At 70.7% G+C, this 19,180-nt stretch carries 14 protein-coding genes; 3 read left to right on the top strand and 11 right to left on the bottom strand.

Going from position 1 to position 19,180, the window contains the following annotated elements; translation table 11 throughout:
- Positions 1-4: 4 nt before the first annotated feature.
- From SALPAC2_RS0101385 to SALPAC2_RS0101395, 3 genes are all read right to left on the bottom strand, one after another.
- Positions 5-961, bottom strand: coding sequence for a TAXI family TRAP transporter solute-binding subunit (locus SALPAC2_RS0101385; RefSeq protein ID WP_026184287.1), 957 nt, complete (start codon positions 959-961; stop codon positions 5-7).
- A gap of 95 nt (positions 962-1,056) precedes the next feature.
- On the bottom strand, positions 1,057-1,716 hold the full coding sequence (locus tag SALPAC2_RS0101390; RefSeq protein ID WP_018214844.1) for a hypothetical protein: 660 nt from the start codon (positions 1,714-1,716) through the stop codon (positions 1,057-1,059).
- 122 nt (positions 1,717-1,838) lie between these two features.
- Entirely contained in the window at positions 1,839-3,446 is a 1,608-nt protein-coding gene (locus SALPAC2_RS0101395; RefSeq protein WP_018214845.1) for a hypothetical protein, read from the bottom strand.
- Positions 3,447-3,697: 251 nt separating this feature from the next.
- Here SALPAC2_RS0101395 and SALPAC2_RS0101400 point away from each other — a divergent pair, with 251 nt between their 5' ends.
- Together SALPAC2_RS0101400 and pgm are read left to right on the top strand one after the other, a co-directional pair.
- Complete coding sequence (locus SALPAC2_RS0101400) at positions 3,698-4,684, top strand: App1 family protein (protein ID WP_188115870.1); 987 nt, start codon at positions 3,698-3,700, stop codon at positions 4,682-4,684.
- A gap of 67 nt (positions 4,685-4,751) precedes the next feature.
- Positions 4,752-6,410, top strand: a complete 1,659-nt coding sequence (gene pgm, locus SALPAC2_RS0101405) for a phosphoglucomutase (alpha-D-glucose-1,6-bisphosphate-dependent) (RefSeq protein ID WP_018214847.1) — start codon at positions 4,752-4,754, stop codon at positions 6,408-6,410.
- A 1-nt stretch (position 6,411) separates the two neighbouring features.
- On the opposite strand, the gene SALPAC2_RS0101410 is transcribed toward pgm, so the two are convergent.
- The 3 genes from SALPAC2_RS0101410 to SALPAC2_RS0101420 form a co-directional block, all read right to left on the bottom strand.
- A complete protein-coding gene (locus tag SALPAC2_RS0101410; RefSeq protein ID WP_018214848.1) occupies positions 6,412-7,341 on the bottom strand; it encodes an NAD(+)/NADH kinase in 930 nt (309 codons plus the stop codon).
- Positions 7,342-7,475: 134 nt separating this feature from the next.
- Entirely contained in the window at positions 7,476-10,580 is a 3,105-nt protein-coding gene (locus SALPAC2_RS0101415) for a M14 family metallopeptidase (RefSeq protein WP_018214849.1), read from the bottom strand.
- A 153-nt stretch (positions 10,581-10,733) separates the two neighbouring features.
- Positions 10,734-11,153, bottom strand: coding sequence for a hypothetical protein (locus SALPAC2_RS0101420; RefSeq protein ID WP_026184290.1), 420 nt, complete (start codon positions 11,151-11,153; stop codon positions 10,734-10,736).
- An 83-nt stretch (positions 11,154-11,236) separates the two neighbouring features.
- Between SALPAC2_RS0101420 and SALPAC2_RS0101425 the strand changes: the two genes are divergently transcribed.
- On the top strand, positions 11,237-11,794 hold the full coding sequence (locus tag SALPAC2_RS0101425; RefSeq protein ID WP_018214851.1) for a dihydrofolate reductase family protein: 558 nt from the start codon (positions 11,237-11,239) through the stop codon (positions 11,792-11,794).
- Between the two features lie 135 nt (positions 11,795-11,929).
- On the opposite strand, the gene SALPAC2_RS0101430 is transcribed toward SALPAC2_RS0101425, so the two are convergent.
- The 5 genes from SALPAC2_RS0101430 to SALPAC2_RS0101450 all read right to left on the bottom strand — a co-directional run bounded on the left by SALPAC2_RS0101430 (position 11,930) and on the right by SALPAC2_RS0101450 (position 19,129).
- Positions 11,930-14,377: a Tex family protein gene (locus tag SALPAC2_RS0101430; protein ID WP_018214852.1), complete on the bottom strand. Its 2,448-nt coding sequence runs from the start codon at positions 14,375-14,377 to the stop codon at positions 11,930-11,932.
- A gap of 66 nt (positions 14,378-14,443) precedes the next feature.
- Positions 14,444-15,631, bottom strand: a complete 1,188-nt coding sequence (locus tag SALPAC2_RS0101435) for an MBL fold metallo-hydrolase (RefSeq protein WP_026184291.1) — start codon at positions 15,629-15,631, stop codon at positions 14,444-14,446.
- Between the two features lie 128 nt (positions 15,632-15,759).
- On the bottom strand, positions 15,760-16,515 hold the full coding sequence (locus SALPAC2_RS0101440) for a succinate dehydrogenase/fumarate reductase iron-sulfur subunit (RefSeq protein ID WP_018214854.1): 756 nt from the start codon (positions 16,513-16,515) through the stop codon (positions 15,760-15,762).
- Positions 16,512-18,443 (bottom strand): fumarate reductase/succinate dehydrogenase flavoprotein subunit, encoded by a 1,932-nt coding sequence (locus SALPAC2_RS0101445; RefSeq protein ID WP_018214855.1) that lies wholly within the window; start codon positions 18,441-18,443, stop codon positions 16,512-16,514. The genes SALPAC2_RS0101440 and SALPAC2_RS0101445 overlap by 4 nt, the downstream gene beginning before the upstream one ends.
- A 2-nt stretch (positions 18,444-18,445) precedes the next feature.
- The gene (locus SALPAC2_RS0101450; protein WP_080636848.1) at positions 18,446-19,129 is read right to left on the bottom strand and encodes a succinate dehydrogenase cytochrome b subunit; all 684 of its coding nucleotides are present in this window, start codon (positions 19,127-19,129) and stop codon (positions 18,446-18,448) included.
- Positions 19,130-19,180: the final 51 nt, after the last annotated feature.

The raw sequence follows: 19,180 nt of genomic DNA on the forward strand, positions 1-19,180 counted from the left end.
GTGGCTACGGTTTGACCGCGTTGTACCAGGCGACCGCCCCAGGGTGCAGTGGTAGGGGGGTGGTGTTGATGGCCGAGCGCGGACTCATCTGGCCGGCTGCGGGGTGCGCCGACGCCAGCTCCTCGCGTCGCTCCATCAGTAGCCGGGTCACGTCTCGGACCAGTCGCGCTGGCAGGTCGGCCCGGACAATCAGGTAGTTCGGGTTGGCAACGGTGGTCACCGGGTCCACCCCGTACACCGAGCGGGGAACGTCCCGGGAGACGTAGAAGCCGGGGTGCTGGGCGCGCAGTGGCGTGCTCCACTCGCCCAGGTCGACCAGCTGGACGCCTCGTTGTGCGGCCAGCGTCGCCACCGCCCCCACCGGTAGGCCGCCGGAGAAGAAGAACGCGTCGATCTGGCCGGCCCGCAGCGACTCGACCGAGTCGTCCAGGCCGAGCCGCTCCCGGCGTACCGCATCCCCGCCGAGCTGGGCCACGTCGAGCAGCCGGGACGTGGTGATCTCGGTGCCGGAGCCCGATGCCCCCACCGAGACCCGCCGCCCCCGCAGGTCGGCGAGGGTGCGGACGCCACTGGTCGGGGTGGTGACGAGGTGTAGGAGGTCGTCGTAGACGCGGGCCACGGCGGCCATCGTCGGCAGCGTGGCCGGGACGGTGGGGAGCGCGTCGGCCTGGGTGAAGCCGAGTTCCGCTTCGCCGGCGCTCACCAGCCGGATGTTCTCCGCCGACGCAGCGGTCACCAGCACCTCAGCCTCGACGTTCGGTAGCTCCCGATTGAGGATGGTGGCCAGTGACTGCCCGAAGGCGTAGTAGACGGCGGTGGGACTGCCGGTGGCGATTCGGATCTGCACGGTTGGTGGCGGGCCGTGCTGGCAGCCGGTGAGACCCGGCAGCGCCATCGCCAGAAGCAGTACGGCCAGCACCGCGTCGCGCCGGCGACCTGGGATTCTGATCACGCGCTGCACTGTGCGCCGTACGCGTGGTCGGGCGCAACCCGGATTGTCCGACGATCCGGTCCCGGCGCTTGATCCGCCCACCCACCGATAAGATCAGCTGTTTATCAGCTCGGGGGTGGCGGCCCCAGCTCGGTGGCCTGCATGATCCGTACGCGGGCCGGCCCCTGAGGCACGCTCACCAGATAGCAGCCGGTGCCAGGGCGCAGTATCGCCGGTGCGTCCAGCAGGGCGGCGCTCCGGACGAGGATCGCCGCCAGGTCCCGGTCGGTCACCCGGATCCCGAGGATGTGCCGGCGGATGTGCCGGCCACCGGCCAACAGCGCGGCTCGCCAGGCCGCTGCGGCCAGCCGGGTCCGCCCCACTCGTCGGGGGAGGGACGCGTCGCGTACCGGCGCACCGATGAGTTCTCCGCGTCCGCGGCGCCAGCTGGCACCCAGGATGGCGGCGTAGCCGGGTTGTTGGGCCGGGGCGATGGTCAGCCGGTGCAGCTCGTAGCGGCGGCGCAGCCCGCCGATGGCGCGTTCGTGTGTGACCGGAACCTCGAGCTGGTGGAGCAGGTGACGGAGCCGCTGCGCCGCGTCCTCGCGGTTGAACTCCACCCGCCCGGGCGCGTGGACGGGGGCGCCGCGCTGGCGTCGGGCCGCCGTTGGTGCGGTCGCGCAGCGCAGGAGACAGGCGGCCTCGAACGCGGCGGTCAGGGTCCGCCAGTCCAGCGGCGGTGGGGTCGACGCGGACCGGGGACGGTCCAGCAGGGTCGGGTTCACCGTGGGACTCCTTAGCGGCGTCGGATTTCCCCTACGGTGACGGCTGTCACAAACGTAGGGAACCGATTGGGCCAAGCCTTGAGGAAATCTTGCGGGTGTGGCGGCGGTTGATGGCGGTCGCTTTACTGCCAAGGCCGGAGCGGTGTCTCTGGGTGATACACCCGATACTCTTCGGCGTCGGAGATGAGGGAGGCGTCAGCTCGTTCGCCGAGCAGCTGCCGCAGGCGTTGTTCCTGGGGCGATCCGGTCTCCACCACATAGCCGGGCCGGCTCGCCACCGCCACCCGGTCCCAGTAGGCGGGGTAGCGGTTATTTCCCGGGTTGAGCTCGTCGTCGAGGACCCCGCAGACCACCTCCTCGTCCGTGTTGAAGATCAGGCGGTTGCAGGTCCAATAGGTTCCGTAGACCTCGTGCGGACCGGACACCCGCAGGGTGTCCGCCAACTCCCGGGCGGCGCGTTCGTTGGCTCGAGAAGCGGTGGTGCCGGTGGTGATGAACAAAACCGTGGTCAGCGTGGCGGTGACGGCGAGGGCGGCGAGGAACGCCGCGGCGAGCGTGCCCGCCAGCCGACCAAACACACCGGCGGTGCTCCGCAGGGCCGCGACCGCCGCCTGCCAGAGCGGCCACAGCACTGCGGGTAGGGACAGCTGCAGCAGCGCCAGGTAGCGGGCGTTAGCCAGGGGATCTGTGGCGGCGACCGAAGTGCGTGTGTACGACAGGAGGGTCAACGTCGCGCCGACGACCAGCGCGAGGTGCACGACCGGGGCGACCCGCGCGGCCCGTCCGGTGGCCCGCCGATACGCGACGACCGCGACCACGGCCGCGATCACCAGCAGCGCCGGGTAGAGCAGGCCGAACCCTTCCAGCCAGCGGCTGCACCCATTGACGGGGCAGAGCCCGGTGGCCAGTGGTACCCCCTCCAGTACGGCACCGGAGAACCGTTGGGCCAGCGGTGGGTCCGAATCGTCGTGGACCTGACGGAGGACCGACAGCGGGTCCGTACCCGGACCGGCGGTGCGGTAGTACGCGATCATCGGTGCGACGCCGAGCGCGAATCCGGCGACCAGCAGCACGCCCGCCCAGCCGAGCAGGTCGCGGCGGGCTGCCCACAGCAACGCCAGAGTGGCGGCCCCGACGTAGGGCAGGAGCAGCCAGTCGGACCAGACGGCCACCCCGGCGAGCAAGCCGAACAGGCCGACAGCCAGCCGGCGGAGCCGGAGCGTTCCCCGGGCCAGCCCCACCACGACCAGCAGCATCAGCAGCACCGCCACCTTCCCCTCCGGGCGCCCGCCCACCGCGGTCAGCTGGTCCCGGATCACCCGCTCTGAACCGAGCGCGAGTAGGCCGACGATCAGGGTGGCGAACCAGGGGGAGCCGATCCGGCGCGTCAGCCGATGGATCAGCCAGAGGAAGAGTGCGTAGAGGGCCAGCAGCGGCAGCCGGAGCACCGGCCAGCTCGGCCCGAAGAGCGCGAGCAGGGGCGCGGCGAGGTACGACTCCAGCACCCCCATGTAGTGCTGCCCGTACAGGAACACGGGCCGCTCCTGGCCATCGGCGATGTGTACGGCGGCGAGTCCGAACGTCGCCTCGTCGCTGTTTGACGGCGGGACCGTGGAGAGTGTGAGGAGTAGTCGGTATCCGATGCCAGCCACCCCGAGCACCAGCGCGACGAGCGCCGGCAGGTCCAGCCGCCGGCGCCACCGCTCACGGCGCGGTAGAGGTTGCGACACGATCAGGCCCCCGTCATCCCCCCACCGGAGTCTGTCACAGGAGCTCGGCTGGGCGGAGCGGTTCGCTGCCGGCCCGTTCGCCTGGCATGGTCGATGATGCCGAGCGGGCCATCGGGCAACGACGGTCGCGGTAGGTCGGTGCCGGCCGTTCGCCTCGCGTGGTCGCGGTAGGTCGGTTGTGGCAGGGTGGCCGTGTGCCACCGAATTCCGCCGGCCAACTGGCCGTACCTCAACTACACCGGGCCGCGCGGATGGAGGACGCCGTGCACCGTCTGGTCGAGCGGCGGCTCCGGCGCACCGGTTGGCGGATTCACACCGTGGCCTACCCGGGCTACGGGGCCCCGGGCTGGGTTCGGGTGATGTGTCGGGTGCTGTTGCGGCGGCCGGACAACCGGAAGCGAGGCCGGCCGGAGAAGGTTCGGGGCTGGCGTAGCTTCGCCACCCTTCCGGCCAAGCACGTCCAGGTGGACATCGAGTCGGGGGGCGAGCGGCATGAGACGCGCACCGACCGCAGCGGTTTCGTGGACACGATTGTGCCGGTGGACCTGCCCCCGGGTTGGGGGGCGGTGCGGATCCGAGTCCCGGAGGCCGAGCCGGTCCAGGCGCCGGTGCGGATCCTTGACCCCCGGGTGCGCTTCGGGGTGATCTCCGACGTTGACGACACGGTCATGGTCACCACGCTGCCCCGGCCCCTGCTGGCCGCCTGGAACACGTTCGTCCTGGACGAGCATGCCCGGGCGGCGGTGCCCGGGATGGCCGTGCTGTACGAGCGGCTGGTCACCGCCCACCCCGGCGCGCCGGTGTTCTACCTGTCCACCGGTGCCTGGAACGTGGCGCCGACCCTGACCCGGTTTCTGTCTCGGCACCTCTATCCGGGCGGGCCGTTGCTGCTCACCGACTGGGGCCCGACGGCGGACCGGTGGTTCCGCAGCGGCCGGGAGCACAAGCGGGCCACCCTGACCCGGCTCGCCACAGAGTTCCCGGACGTGCGATGGCTACTGGTCGGCGACGATGGTCAGCACGACCAGGAGATCTACCGGGAGTTCGCGGTGTCCCACCCGGACAACGTCGCCGGGATCGCGATTCGCCGGCTCTCCCCGACCCAGGCGATGCTCGCCGGCGCGCTACCGTACTCAGCTAGCGACAGCGCCTCGACTCCGCCGGTGGGGCAGGAGTGGATCTCGGCGCCGGACGGGGCCGGGCTGTGGCACCTGCTGCGGGAGGCGGGTCTGGTCTGAGCCGCGGCTCCACCGGATCTTGATAGCGTCGAGACACGGCTGATATGGGCCGGGATCAGGAGGTCACGTGGTGAGCACGCACCCCCGGGCGGGCCAGCCGGCCCAGCCATCCGACCTGGTGGACGTGGCGAGGCTGGTCACCGCGTACTACGCGGAGCACCCGGATCCGGCGGACCCGGGGCAGCAGGTCTCCTTCGGCACCTCCGGGCACCGGGGGTCCTCGCTGCGGAACGCGTTCAACTCCGATCACATCGTCGCGATCACCCAAGCGCTCTGTGACTACCGGCGGGAGCACGGCCTCGACGGCCCGCTCTTCCTCGGCCGGGACACCCACGCGCTCTCCGCCCCGGCGGCGGTGGACGCGCTGGAGGTGCTCGCCGCCAACGAGGTCTCGGTCCTGTTGGACAGCCGGGACGGATACGTTCCGACGCCGGCCGTCTCCCACGCCATCCTGGCCCACAACCGGGGACGGAGCAGCGGGCTCGCCGACGGCATCGTGATCACCCCGTCGCACAACCCGCCGGAGGACGGCGGGTTCAAGTACAACCCGACCCACGGGGGCCCGGCGGGCACCGATGTCACCACGTGGATTCAGGAGCGTGCGAACGCGATCCTCGCCGCCGGGCTCAAGGAGGTGCGCCGCATCCCGTACGCGCGGGCGCGCACCGCCGACACCACCGGCCGGTACGACTTCCTCGGCCGCTACGTGACCGACCTGCCGTCCGTCCTCGACCTCGACGCGGTCCGGTCAGCCGGCGTCCGGATCGGGGCTGATCCGCTCGGCGGGGCCAGTGTCGCCTACTGGGGCGAGATCGCGGACCGGCATCGGCTGGACCTCACCGTGGTCAACCCGGCGGTCGATCCGACGTGGCGGTTCATGACCCTGGACGGGGACGGCCGGATCCGAATGGACTGTTCGTCTCCGAACGCGATGGCGTCGCTGATCGCCGCCCGGGACCGGTTCGCGGTCTCCACCGGTAACGACGCCGATGCCGACCGGCACGGCATCGTCACCCCGGACGGCGGTCTGCTGAACCCGAACCACTACCTGACGGTGGCCATCGCCCACCTGTTCCGCACCCGGACCCGGTGGGGGCCGGACGCCGCCATCGGCAAGACCCTGGTCTCCTCGTCCATGATCGACCGGGTCGCCGCCGACCTGGGGCGCCCGCTGTTGGAGGTGCCGGTCGGCTTCAAGTGGTTCGTGCCGGGCCTGCTCGACGGCACGGTCGGCTTCGGTGGCGAGGAGAGCGCCGGCGCCTCCTTCCTGCGTCGCGACGGCAGCACCTGGACCACCGACAAGGACGGCATCCTGCTCTGCCTGCTGGCATCCGAGATCATCGCCACCACCGGCCGGAGCCCGAGTGAGCACTGGGCGGAGCTGGCCGGTCGGTTCGGCGCACCCGCGTACGCTCGGATCGACGCTCCCGCCAACCGGGCGGAGAAGGCGGTGCTCGGTCGACTCTCGCCAGAACAGGTGACGGCTACCGAGTTGGCCGGCGAACCGATCACGGCCACGCTCACCCGTGCACCGGGTAACGGGGCCCCGATCGGTGGCCTGAAGGTCACCACCGAGAGCGGTTGGTTCGCCGCCCGCCCTTCCGGCACCGAGGATGTCTACAAGATTTACGCCGAGTCGTTCCAGGGGCCCGAGCATCTGGCGCGAATCCAGACGGAGGCGAAGGAGCTGGTCTCGTCGGTGCTGGTGGCGGCTTCGGACGGGTGAGTCAAGGGTGCGGGGGGTGCCACCGTCGGCTCATCTCCTCGCGGAGGCCGTCGGGGAGGAGCTCGCGAAGCTGCTCGGGCAGGAGCGGCAGGTCCAGCAGACCCAGCTTGAGCTGGTTGCGCTCCCGGTAGCGACGTGGGTCGAGGCGGACCACCAGGCCGGCGTCGCGGTGGTACCTCACCTCCACCGCGCCCTCGGTCACCGCGTCCTGGATGACCTGCCCGTCCATCTCCACCGCCATCGGCGCGGAGCCCGGGGAAAGCTCCAGCCGGATCTGTTCGTCGGGGGAGAGGACCACCGAGCGGGAGATCCCCGCCATCGGCGCGGACGGCGTCACCACCACCACGTCGCTCGCCGGGGAGACCAGCGGTCCGCCGGCGGCGTAGCCGTACGCCGTTGACCCGGTCGGTGTGCTCACCACCAGCGCGTCGCACCGGTAGTAGCCGTACCGCTGCCCATCTACGGCGAGGGTGGCGGTGACGAAGCCCGCGCCGGGCCGGCGAACCAACGCGACGTCGTTGAACGCGACCACATCATCTCCGCAGACCGCACAGGCCAGGCAGCTGTGCCGCTCCACGGTGAAGTCCCGGTTGGCCAGCCGGGCCAACGCGGTCGGCAGGTCCGGTGGCTCGACCTCGACCAGGAAGCCAAACTGGCCCAGGTGCACCCCGAGCACCGGTTTCGGGTCGCGGACCGTCGAGCGCAACGCGCCGAGCATGGTGCCGTCGCCGCCGATGCTGATCAGCACGTCGCTGGTCGGGGCTACCTGCTCGGTGGGCAGCGGTTCCACCGTCGCCGGTACCCGGTGCCGGTCCGGCCCCCGCACCGCCAGCGTTATCCGGTGCCTGGTCGCCCAATCGACGATGAGGTCGACCACCTCGGATACGTCCCGGGTCGGGTGCAGCACCAGTCCGAGCCGGATCTGATCCATCTGCCCAGCTCACCACATTCGGGCTGGCCCCGGCGGGACTTCGTCGGCCGCCGACGGTGCGGTCGGCGCTGACGCCCCCGCCCGTGGCCACGGGGGCGCCGGCGGCCTCCGCAGGCCGCCGGCGCCGCGAGCCGCTAGCGGCGATCTGCCGCGAACAGATGGTCTATCGTCCGCTGTACCAGGTCTGCCCGGGCTTCCGGAGCCAACCCTTCCAGGCCGAAGCCGAGGTAGACGGTGTCCGCGGTGACCACCGCCGACCCCTCCGCGAAGGCCTGCTGGCTGCGCCCCCAGTTTTCCGTGGTTCCGGCCGAGCCGGGCGGTGGGCCGGCCAGCGCCCAGTCACCCAGGTCCGACTCGAACGAGGTGTCGCTGACCGTGGTGCCGTCCACGATCACCCGGGCGTCGTCAAGGAAGACACCCAGACCCTGGGTGCTCCAGTCCGAGATGTAGGAGATCGACAGCTCGACCTCCTTACCGGCGTACCCGGAGAGGTCGACCACGAGCTCCTGCCAGCCGCTGGAGGCGCCGGTAATCGCGTTCCAACTGCCGGTGGTGCCCGTCGGCGAGCAGTCCTCGCCCTGGTATCGGGCGAGCCACGGGTGTAGCGCCTCGACCCAGCCCGACTCGCAGCTGTCCCCGGTGTCGGTGGTGGTCCGGCCGTTGGCGTCCGGCAGGGTTGTCCAGCTGTCGCTGCCCACCTCGTGCGCCTCGACGATCAGGTAGTCCCAGTTCGTCTCGATGTCGTATGAGGTGAAGAGGCGCAGTTCGGCGGCGTTGGCACCGGTGAGGTCAACGGTCTGGGTGAGCCGCTTGTACGAATCGTTGGTCTGGCCGCTCCACAGGTACCAGTCACCGGTACGCGGGTCGAACGGTGCACCTCCCGGCCGCTCCCAGCCGAGCGGCGCCGCGCTGTCGAACTGCGGGAACTGCTCCGGTGGCAGGAAGCCCGACGTGGTCAGGAACGACGCCGTGTGCTCCTGGTTCTCCGCCGAGCCCGGTGCGTTGAGCGCGCCGGCGAAGCCGGTGAACCGGTCGTCGGTGCCGGTCACCGGGTACGGCCCGGTCTCGCCGGTGCCACCGTCACTGACGTACGTGAAGGCCCCCAGCCAGTACTGCTGGAAGTCGTTGAGCACCGGCAGGCACGTCTCGTCGGCGGAGTCGGTGCACTCCGCCGGTCCGTTCGGCTGGTAGCTGTAACCGCCGTTGGCGGCTTGGGCGTAGAGCGCGTACTCACCACTGAGGAGGAGCTTGCCTCCCTCGTTCAGGTAGTCCCGGACGGCCAACTCGGTCTCCACCGCCGCTCGGGCGATGGTCCCCGGTACCTGTCCCGGAGAACGCGGGATGATGTCGTCACCGGTCTCCCAGAGCACCATCTGGTAGTGCGACAGCACACCCAGGTGGTGCGGAGCCTGGCGGCCCATCGTGTCAAAGTCGTACACGTCGCTGGTGCGCCCGGCCGCGGTCAGCGCGTCGGCCATCTCGTCGGCGTACTTCGCGCTGGTGCCGTCCTGGTCCGGGACCGGCCCGGTGACATCCTCCATCGCCAGCACCAGGACGTCGCCGCCGACGTCGTCGTGCACCTGGTAGGTGAAGCGCTCGCTGGTCACCTTCCCCGCTTTGGGTTTCTTGCCGCTGAACCAGACCTCGACCTGGTCGCCGGGTTTGGCCCCCTGCACCGTGCCCCGCAGCTCGGCGTAGTAGTCGTCGTGGGTGTCGCCGTAGCGCTCACCGCCCTGCCACTCGCGGACGCTGACCGTCTTGGTCCGGCCGTTGTTGATCGTGTAGTGCATCCGGACGCTGCGTAGCGCCCGTCGGGTGATCGAGGCGACCTGCTGGTCGCGGCCGTACGACGTGTCGAAGGTGTCCACCACGAAGTCCGGGGTGCTGCGGTCGACGACCGACACCGGCTCGTCCGGGTCGTGTGCCGACTGCGCCACGGCCAGGGCGAACGGCAGGTTCTTCGCCACCTCCGCGGAGATCAGTTTTTCGTCGTCGGGGAAGATGAAGCCGCTGACGCAGTCCTCCGGTAGCCACTCGTCGTCCGGGTCGGAGGCCGCCGCGGCCTGACAGGTCGACATCTCCGGGGTGAAGCCGAGGGTGCCGTAGCGGACCGTGGCGTGGGTGTCGGTGTCGCCGTTGGTGGTGTACAGCTCAGCCGAGATGTCCGGGTCGTAGCCGGGTACGGCCGGGTTCTCGTCGTCACCGACCATCGCCTCGTAGATGATGTCGTCCGGGGTGGGGGTGGCGACCTGCCAGCCCACGCCGTAGAGCAGCAGTTGGGCGGCGGAGTGGTAGTTCACGAAGAACTCGAAGCCGACCCGTCGGAACAGCTGGTCCAGCGCCTGCGTCTCGGGCTCCGAGTGCGGGCTGGGGCCCCGGTAGGTGTTGCTGTTCGGGTCGGGGGAGGAGCCTTCGTTGTCGTATCCCCACTTGTAGCCCCAGTTGCGGTTCAGGTCGACGCCGTCGGCGGTGGTGATCTGGCCGTCGCCGTCGTTGTCCCGCAGGTTCTTGCGCCAGAGCCGGTTGCCGGGGGTGAAGGTGTGGTCGTAGCCGTCCGGGTTGGCGACGGGCAGGAACCACAGCTCGGTGGTGTCCACCAGCCGGGTGATCTCCTGGTCCGTGCCGTAGCTGTCGAGGACGTGGTGCATCAGTCGCCGGGTCATCTCCGGCGTAATCCACTCCCGGGCGTGCTGCGCGCTGGCGTACAGCACCGCCGGCCGTTTGCCGTCCCGGGTCCGGTCCGCGTCCTTGGTTACTTTGACGGCGAGGATCGGCTGGCCCTGGTGGCTGTGGCCGATCGTCATCACCTTCGTCAGCTCCGGGTAGCGGGCGGCGGTGGCGGTGATCTCGTCTCGGATCCCGCCCGGCTCGCTGTAGGGCCGGAATGCGGACCAACCGGCAGCGGCCTGCTCCCGCAGCGCCTCGCTGGCCGGCTTGCCGCGTACCTTCTTGACCTCCAGCGGTACGCCCTGGCTGGTCAACCGGGCGGCCTGCCGTTTGCTCAGAACCGTCTCGACGCGGACGTCGCCGGACCGGTCGGTCTCGGTGTGCTCGTGGCCGAGGTCGACCCCGGCCTGCCGCAGCTTCTCCAGCTGCTCCGGGTCAACGGTGCCGACATACACCTCCAGACTGTCCCGGCTGCCCGGTTCGGATCCCGGTTGTGCGGTTGCCGGTGCGGTCAGCGCCAACGCGCCGACCAGGGTAAACACGCCGGCAATCGCCAGCCGTGTGCGCCTCATCGCGCCTCCTGGGATGGAAGGTTGCCTGTGCCGCGAGCTTTCGCCATCCGTCAACGGCTGTCAATCAAACGTCTGGGTGGCTCTTCACGATGGAGGGTGAGGCAACTCTGAGGTGCACGGCCGTTGTGGCGCGCTGCTGTTGGCCGGTCCGGGTCAGTCGGCGTCGCCCAGCCGTCGGCGCAGCAGCAACCGCAGTGGCACCGACTCGCCGTCGCGCCCACCGGCGCCGACGACCAGCGGCGCTGGGCTGGGCTGGGGGTTCGCGCCGAAGAGTCGGGCGCGAAGTCCGCCGGGTACGACCAGGAGGTGGAATCGGCCGTCCACGTCCACCGCGCGGCTGCGGGCCCGGTCCACGTACCAGCCCCGCAGCCGGGTCCGGTAGCGCCCCCGGCCCCCGTGCCCGGTCGCCGTGAGCCGTTCGGCTGGCAGGCCGCGGCGGCGGGCTTCGGCCACGAACTCCGCGACCAACTCGGCGGCCTCCGCCTGCTCGGCGAGTCGTCGGTGCTCCTCGGCCGCGGCGTGCGCCGCTACCGCGCGTCGTCGCTGCTCCCGCCAGTCCCGGCTCTCCTCCACGCCCACGTCTGTGACGCTACGCCCCCTCCTCGCGGCGCTCGCCTGGGGCGGCGATGCGGTGGTGGCGGTTAGGCTGGCTGGCCATGGGAGTGCTCACCTTCACCCTCAACCTCACCCTGGACGGTTGCGTCGACCACCAGGAGGGCATCGCCGACGATGAGACGCACGCCTTCTTCACCGATCTCATGGACGCAGCCGGGGCAATGCTGTGGGGTCGCGTCACCTACGAGATGTTGGAGAGCTACTGGCCGGCCGTGGCCCGCGGCGAGCAGGGGGCGCCGTCGGCGATGCGCGAGTGGGCGGTCAAGCTGGAGGCCAAACCCAAGTACGTGGTGTCGTCGACGCGCACGGACTTCCCGTGGACCAACAGTCACCACATTTCCGGCGACCTGCGCGAGGGCGTGCAGAAGCTCAAGGACGCGACCGCTGCCGGGGTTCTCCTCGGCAGCGGCAAGCTCGCGACCGAGCTTGACCGGCTGGACCTGATCGACGAGTACAAGCTGCTCGTCCATCCCAGGATCGCGGGCCACGGCCCGAGACTGTACGAGGGTGGGCTGCCCGGCACGCGCCGGCTCGAGCTGCTCTCGGCGGAGCCGCTCCGCAACGGCGTGGTGGCCATGCACTACCGCCGCGCGCGCTGAGTCACCGGAGTCCATCTCCGCCAGCTCACCGGCAGCGTGGCGTCTCCCTCGCGCTCGCCGAGCAGCGCCGAACGGCTCCTCGAAGGCGAGGACGCCTTCGGGGGGAGCCGTTCGACGGGGTCGCCGTAGGTGCGCTCAGGCGAGACCGGCGCGGCGGAGGGCATCCGCCATCGCATCGTTGGCTGGGGCGCCGCCGCCACGCCCTGATCGTGGCTGCCCGCCGCCGCGACCGTCCTGCCCGCCGCGGCCCTGGGACCGACCGCCTTGTCCGCCGCGACCGTCCTGCCCGCCGCGGCCCTGGGACCCGCCTTGTCCGCCGCGACCCTTGGAGGGGCCGCCGGTTTCCCGGTCGCCGCCGCGGCCCCCCTGCTGCCCCCGGCCGCCGGTACGGGCGGTCTCGGTGTCGTCCAGGCGCAGGGTCAGCGAGATGCGCTTGCGGGGTACGTCCACGTCCAGGACCTTGACCTTCACCACGTCACCGGACTTCACCACCTCGTGCGGGTCCCGGACGAAGGTGCGGGACATCGCCGAGACGTGTACCAGGCCGTCCTGGTGCACGCCGATGTCCACGAATGCGCCGAAGGCGGCCACGTTGGTGACCACCCCCTCCAGGATCAGGCCGGGCACCAGATCGGCGATCGTCTCCACGCCTTCGGCGAAGGTGGCGGTGCGGAACTCCGGCCGCGGGTCCCGGCCGGGCTTCTCCAACTCGCCGAGGATGTCGGTGACCGTCGGTAGCCCGAAGGTGTCATCGACGAAGTCGGTGGCCCGCAGCCCGCGCAGGATCGCACTCCGGCCGATCACCGCCGGTAGCTCCTGCTTGACGGCGGCGAGGATCCGCCGCACCACCGGGTACGCCTCCGGATGCACGCTGGACGAGTCCAGCGGGTCCTCACCGCCGGGGATGCGCAGGAAGCCGGCGCACTGCTCGAACGCCTTCGGGCCGAGCCGGGGGACCTGCCGAAGGTCGCGTCGGCTCCGGAACGGCCCGTTGGCGTCCCGGTGTAGCACGATGTTCTCCGCCAGCCCGGCGCCGATCCCGGAGACTCGGGTCAGCAGCGGTGCGGAGGCGGTGTTGACATCGACCCCGACCGCGTTGACGCAGTCTTCGACGACCGCGTCGAGGGACCGGGACAGGGCCACCTCGGACAGGTCGTGCTGGTACTGCCCGACTCCGATCGAGCGCGGGTCGATCTTGACCAGCTCGGCGAGCGGGTCCTGGAGGCGGCGGGCGATCGAGACTGCTCCCCGCAGCGACACGTCCAGGCCCGGCAGCTCCTGCGCCGCGTACGCGGACGCCGAGTAGACCGAGGCCCCGGCCTCGGAGACGACGAGCTTGGTGAGGTTCAGCTGGGGGTGGCGCCGGATCAACTCTCCGGCGAGCCGGTCGGTCTCCCGACTCGCGGTGCCGTTACCGATCGCCACCAACTCCACCTGGTGCGCGGCGGCCAGCCGGGCGAGGGTCTCGATCGAGGCGTCCCACTGGCGGCGCGGTTCGTGCGGGTAGATGGTGTCGGTGGCGACCACCTTGCCGGTGGCGTCAACGACGGCGACCTTCACCCCGGTGCGCAGGCCGGGGTCCAGCCCCATCGTCGCCCGGGTCCCGGCCGGGGCGGCCAGCAGCAGGTCCCGCAGGTTGGTGGCGAAGACTCGTACCGCCTCCGCCTCGGCGGTCTGCCACAACCGCAGCCGCAGGTCCGCGCCGAGGTGGATGAGGATTCGGGTACGCCAGGCCCAGCGAACCGTGTCGCAGAGCCAGCGGTCGGCCGGCCGTCCCTGGTCGCTGACCCCGAACCGGGCGGCGATGGCCGTCTCGTACCGGGTCGGGCCGGTGACCGCCGAATCCGGGGCCTCCTCCGACTCCGGCTCCATCGTCAGGTCGAGCACGCCCTCCTTCTCGCCGCGGAACACGGCGAGGACCCGGTGTGCGGGCAGTTTCGGGTACGGCTCGGCGAAGTCGAAGTAGTCGGCGAACTTGGCCCCCGCCGTGGCCTGGCCGTCGCGGACCCGGGACACCAGCCGGCCCCGGGACCACATCTGCTCGCGCAGCGTACCGATCAGGTCGGCGTCCTCGGCGAACCGTTCGACGAGGATGGCTCGGGCGCCGTCGAGCGCGGCGGCGGCGTCGGCGATGCCCCGGTCCGGGTCGACGAACCCGGCGGCCGTCGCCCGCGGCTCCTGGGCCGGCTCGTCGAGCAGGGTGTCGGCGAGGGGTTCCAGGCCGGCCTCGCGGGCGATCTGCGCGCGGGTTCGCCGCTTGGGCTTGTACGGCAGGTAGATGTCCTCCAGCCGAGACTTCGAGTCGGCGGCCATGATCTGTGCGGTCAGGGCTTCGTCGAGCTTGCCCTGGCTGCGGATCGACTCCAGGATGGCGTCCCGTCGCTGGGCCAACTCGCGCAGGTAGCGCAGTCGCTCCTCGAGGGTGCGCAGTTGGGTGTCGTCGAGCAGGCCGGTGGCCTCCTTGCGGTACCGGGCGATGAACGGCACGGTCGCGCCGCCGTCGAGTAGTTCCACGGCTGCGTGTACCTGGCGCTCGGCGACGCCGAGCTCCTCGGCGATCCGCTGAGAAACAGAGAGGGTCACGATCTCGATCCGCCTTCGGGAGTGGTTTCCCGTGCATTCTGCCGGGCCGCCGCCACGGTGGTGGAATCAGGCGACCGCCTGCCACCAGCCGTCCACCGGCGGCGGGTCGTCAACCACCACCCGTTGGCCTGGCCGGGGCACCGCCAGCCGCACGTCCCGGGCCTTCGTCTCGGCCCAGAGCCGGTCCACCGGCTCCGACCAGTCGTGCACGGCGAGGTTGAAGGTCGCCCAGTGCACCGGGACAAGTAGTCCGCCGCGCAGGTCGAGGTGGGCGGTGACTGCCTCCTCCGGGAACATGTGAATGTCCCGCCAGGCCTGGTCATAGGCGCCGATCTGCATCAACGTCACATCAAAGGGCCCATATCCGGCGCCAATGGCAGCGTATCCCGCGAAGTACCCGGAATCGCCGGTGTAGAAGACGCTGCGGTGCGCCCCGGCGATCACCCAGGAGCTCCAGAGGGTGGCGTCCCGGCGCAGGCCGCGTCCGGAGAAGTGCTGAGCCGGGGTGGCGGTGAGCCGTAACCCGGCGATGTCGTGACTCTCCGACCAGTCCAGCTCCACGATCCGGTGCTCCGGAACCCCCCACCGCTGAAGGTGGGCACCGATCCCGAGCGGCACCACGAACGGCGCATCCTGTCCTGCCGTCAGCCCCTGTACGGTCGCGAGGTCGAGGTGGTCGTAGTGGTCGTGGGAGATCAGGATCGCGTCGACCGCCGGCAACTCGTCGAGGTCAACCGGTGGCGGGTGGAGCCGCCTGGGCCCGACCCGGGTCGACGGGGAACAGCGCTGACTCCACACCGGATCGATCAGCACCCGGCGGGCCTCGATCTCGACCAGCGTGGAGGCGTGGCCGTACCAGACCACGTTCAGCTCGGGCGCGTGCGGGGACGACTCCGGCGCCGGCGCTGGGCGTACCAACGGCACCGGCAGCCTCGGGTGGCGCTGCTGCTTACCGAAGAGGAGCTCGCGGAGCAGGTTCCGGTCCGTGGAGCCGGTCGCGGGGCTGGCGGCGGGACGGCTGCTCGCCGGGTTCCGGAAGGCGCCGGCCCGGAACTGCGGCGAGTGGCGGGCACGCTCGGCCCGTGCGCCGGCCAGCCGGCCGCCGAGGGCCAGCGGAACATCCCGTACCGCCCAGGCGAGGCCGGCCAGCGCGGCCATTCCGACCGCGCCGCCCACCCGTCCTGCGCTGACGGCCCCGCCCAGTCGCCGCCCACCCGTCGTGCGCTGACGGCCCCGCTCTGTTGGTGCCCCCATCGCCGTCCCTCCGACTGGATTCCGCCGTACCCGCCGGCCTATCGAATCAGCGCCGCCGGCTCCGCCCCCCTCTCGCTTCCGAGAAGGGGGCTACCCGCAACGGAGGGGTTGAACCGACGGTGTCGCGGTCAGGAGCGCCCGGTGTGCTTGACGGTGGCCGCCAGGTAGTCGCGGTTGAGTCGACCGATGGTGTGCAGCGGGATGCCCTTGGGGCAGACCACGGTGCACTCCCCGGCGTTGGTGCAGCCGCCGAAGCCGGCGTCGTCGTGCGAGTCCACCATGCCGATCACCCGGGTGTACCGCTCCGGCTGGCCCTGCGGCAGCAGCGAGAGCTGGGTGACCTTGGCGGCGGTGAAGAGCATGCCAGAGCCGTTCGGGCAGGCCGCCACGCAGGCGCCGCAGCCGATGCAGGCGGCCGACTCGAAGGCGGCGTCCGCGTCGGCCTTCGCCACCGGCGCCGCGTGCGCCTCGGGCGCACTGCCGGTGGGAGCGGTGACGAAGCCACCCCCCGCGATGATCTGGTCGAAGGCGGTGCGGTTGACCACCAGGTCCTTGACGACCGGGAACGCCCGGGCCCGCCACGGCTCGATGTCGATCGTCTCACCGTCGGTGAACTGCCGCATGTGCAGCTGGCAGGCGGTGGTGCCCCGCTGCGGCCCGTGCGCGTTGCCGTTGATCATCATGCCGCACATGCCGCAGATGCCCTCACGGCAGTCGTGGTCGAACGCCACCGGCTCCTCACCGGCGAGGGTCAGGCGCTCGTTGAGTACGTCGAGCATCTCCAGGAACGACATGTCCGGAGAAATGTCCTCGACCGGGTAGGTCACCATCCGACCCTTGTCCTCGGGGCCCGTTTGGCGCCAGATGCGTAGGGTCAGGTTCACTTGTAACTCCGCTGCGTGGGGTGGACGTACTCGAACTTGAGGTCTTCCTTGTGTAGCACCGGCTGCTCGGTGCCGTACTCCCAGGCCGCCACATACGCGAACCGCTCGTCGTCGCGCTGGGCCTCGCCGTCCGGGCTCTGGTGCTCGGCGCGGAAGTGGCCGCCGCAGGACTCCTCGCGGTGCAGGGCGTCGATGCACATCAGCTCGGCCAGCTCGAAGAAGTCGGCCACCCGGCCGGCCTTCTCCAGTGACTGGTTGAGCCCGTCGGCGTCGCCGACGATCCGGACCCGCTGCCAGAACTCCTCCCGCAGCGCGCGGATCTCGTCAACCGCCTTGCGCAGACCGGCGGCGGAACGCTCCATGCCGCAGTGCTCCCACATGACCTGGCCCAGCTCCCGGTGGAACGAGTCCACCGTCCGGTCGCCGTCCACGGAGAGGAGCCGGTGGATCCGATCCTCGACGGTGCGCCGGGCCTCGACCGCCGCCGGGTGACTCGGTTCGACCGTTTCGAACGGGCCGGCCGCGAGGTAGTTGGCGATGGTGTTCGGCAGCACGAAGTAGCCGTCGGCGAGCCCCTGCATGAGCGCGGAGGCGCCCAGTCGGTTCGCGCCGTGGTCGGAGAAGTTCGCCTCGCCGATCACGAAGAGGCCGGGGATGGTCGCCTGCAGGTCGTAGTCGACCCAGAGCCCACCCATCGTGTAGTGCACGGCCGGGTAGATCCGCATCGGAACCTCGTACGGGTCCTCGCCGGTGATCCGCTCGTACATCTCGAAGAGATTGCCGTACTTGGCCTCGATGGACTTGCGGCCCAGCCGCTGGATCGCGTCGGCGAAGTCCAGGTAGACGCCGAGCCGGGTCGGGCCGACGCCGCGTCCCTCGTCGCAGACGTTCTTCGCGGCGCGGGAGGCGATGTCCCGGGGCACCAGGTTGCCGAACGAGGGGTAGATCCGCTCCAGGTAGTAGTCCCGCTCGTCCTCGGGGATCTCGCGGGGATCGCGGTCGTCGCCCTCGGCCTTGGGCACCCAGACCCGGCCGTCGTTGCGCAGCGACTCGCTCATCAGCGTCAGCTTCGACTGGTGGTCGCCGGAGACCGGAATGCAGGTCGGGTGGATCTGCGTGTAGCAGGGGTTGGCGAAGTACGCCCCCTGACGGTGCGCCCGCCAGGTGGCGGTGACGTTGCAGCCCTTCGCGTTGGTGGAGAGGTAGAAGACGTTGCCGTAGCCGCCGGAGGCGAGCACGACCGCGTCGGCGAACTCGGTGGTGATCTCACCGGTGACCAGGTCCCGGACGACGATCCCCCGGGCCCGCCCGTCAACGACGATCAGCTCCAGCATCTCGTGCCGGGTGTTCATCTCCACGTTGCCGAGGCCGACCTGACGTTCCAGCGCCTGGTACGCCCCGAGTAGCAGCTGCTGACCCGTCTGGCCCCGGGCGTAGAAGGTGCGCTGTACCTGCGCGCCGCCGAAGGAGCGGGTGTCGAGCAGGCCGCCGTACTCGCGGGCGAACGGGACGCCCTGGGCGACGCACTGGTCAATGATGTTGACCGAGACCTCGGCCAGTCGGTGCACGTTCGACTCGCGGGAGCGGAAGTCGCCGCCCTTGACGGTGTCGTAGAAGAGGCGGTGCACCGAGTCACCGTCGTTGCGGTAGTTCTTCGCCGCGTTGATGCCGCCCTGCGCGGCGATCGAGTGGGCCCGGCGCGGGCTGTCCTGGTAGCAGTAGGACCGGACCCGGTAGCCCTGCTCGGCGAGGGTGGCGGCGGCCGAACCACCGGCCAGGCCGGTGCCGACGACGATCACCGTCAGCTTGCGGCGGTTGGCCGGGTTGACCAGCTTGGCGTTGAACCGGCGACTGTCCCAGCGGCCCTCGATTGGTCCGTCCGGGGCCCGGGTGTCGGCGACCGGGTTACCTTCGGTGTAGAGATCCATGATCAACTCACCAATCCGAGGAGTACGGCGAACGGGACCACCAGGTAGCCGACGCTGAGCGCGACGGCGAAGAGTAGTGCGAGGACCCGGGCGCGTCGTTCGCCCTGCGGCGTCTGCTGGCCGAGGCTACGGAGTGCGCTGTAGGCGCCGTGCCGTAGGTGGAAGCCGAGAGCGGCGACCGCGAGCGTGTAGAACAGCGTCACGTACCAGCGTTCCGGGGCGAAGTCGGCGACCACGTTGGCCTGGGGCCGGGTCGGGTCGCCGACCGGGTTCAGGTGCCCGGTGGTGAGGTCCAGGATGTGGTAGATCACGAAGAGGGCGATGATCACGCCACCCCAGCGCATGGTGCGGGCGGCGTAGCTGCCCTGGACCTTCTTGCGGTGGGCGTAGCGGACCGGGCGGGCGGAGCGGGCGCGCAGCGCCAGCACGGTCGCGGCCCAGAAGTGGCCGGCCAGCGCGACCAGGAGTGCGCCCCGCTGCAACCACAGGTACCAGCCGTACGGGAGCAGCGGCGTGCCGAGATCACGCAGCCAGTGCGCGTAGTGGTCGAAATCCTCGGCACCGGTGAAGATCTTCAGGTTGCCGAGCATGTGTGCGACGAGGAACAGCACCAAGACAAGGCCCGTCACTGCCATGACGGCTTTGAGGCCGACAGTGGAGCGGATGGGCGACCGAGTTCGTGACATGACTACCACAGGGCTGACGCTAAGAGCAGTCGGATCAGTCGTCCAATGCAT

This window comes from Salinispora vitiensis, from assembly GCF_000378825.1.
Classification (GTDB): Bacteria; Actinomycetota; Actinomycetes; order Mycobacteriales; family Micromonosporaceae; genus Micromonospora; species Micromonospora vitiensis.